Consider the following 1,122-nt stretch of genomic DNA (forward strand, 5'->3'; position numbering starts at 1 on the left):
CATCGGGACAGAGGCACCGGGAGCACGAAGGTGCGGGCAGGCCGATGCATTCGATGAGCCGCGAGCTCGAGTTAGTAGCTGGCCGCCTCTGCGACTCGCCCGGTTGCGCTGAGAGCGCGAATCCGTACTTGGCGTGTCGCCCGTAGCTCCCGTCATGTGGTCTGATTGGCAGGAGGTGCGAATGCGACGGGTGATTGGCATCGACGTCCACCGAACTTTTGGGGAGGTGGTGATTTGGGAGGATGGCAGGCTCCGACATGCGGGCCGGGTTGATATGACGCGGACTGCGTTGGAGGGATTTAGCAAGACCCTGCTTGCCAGTGATGAGGTGGTGCTCGAAGCAATGCCAACAGCATGGCGGTGTCGCGGGTTCTCGCACCGTTCGTGGCACGGGTGATTATCGCCAATCCGCTGCAGGTGAAGGCGATCGCCCAGGCTCACGTCAAGACCGACAAGATCGATGCCGGCACGCTCGCCAGTCTGCAGGCGGCCGGGTACCTGCCGCAGATCTGGACGCCTGACGCGCAGACGGAACGCAAGCGTCGGCTGGTGGCGCGGCGCTACCAGGTCGTGCGGCATCGCACGCGGCTTAAGAACGAGGTGCATTCGATCCTGCACGCGCACCTGATCCCGAAGTGCCCGCATGCCGATCTTTTCAACGGCCGCGGCCGGGCGTGGTTGGTCGCCCAACCGTTGCCGGACGATGAGCGCGCGGCGATCGATCGGCACGTCCGCGAGCTTGACCGGCTGGCGGAAGATCTGGCCCTGCTCGACCGCGAGATCGCGCAGGACGCCATGGACGATTCCGCGGTCAACAGATTGATGACGATCACCGGCGTCAACTTGGCGGTCGCTGCCGGCATCGTGGCGGCGATCGGCGACATCAGCCGGTTCAACAGCCCGCAGAAGCTGGTGAGCTATTTTGGGCTGAACCCGCGGGTGCGGCAGTCCGGACTGGGCGCCGCCCATCACGGCCGCATCAGCAAGATCGGCCGCAGTCACGCGCGCGCCATGCTGGTCGAGGCGGCCTGGGCAGCGGCCAAGGCGCCCGGTCCGCTGCATGCGTTTTTCGTGCGCATCCGCGCCCGGCGCGGCCATCAGATCGCCGCGGTGGCCGTGGCC

Annotated in this window: 1 pseudogene; it reads left to right on the plus strand. The window is 66.2% G+C overall.

Annotated elements, in window-relative coordinates:
- Positions 1–181: 181 nt before the first annotated feature.
- A pseudogene (locus tag IVB27_RS10465) lies at positions 182–1,122 on the plus strand (IS110 family RNA-guided transposase); the annotation flags it as partial.

Source organism: Bradyrhizobium sp. 197 (genome assembly GCF_023073375.1).
Taxonomy (GTDB): Bacteria; Pseudomonadota; Alphaproteobacteria; order Rhizobiales; family Xanthobacteraceae; genus Bradyrhizobium.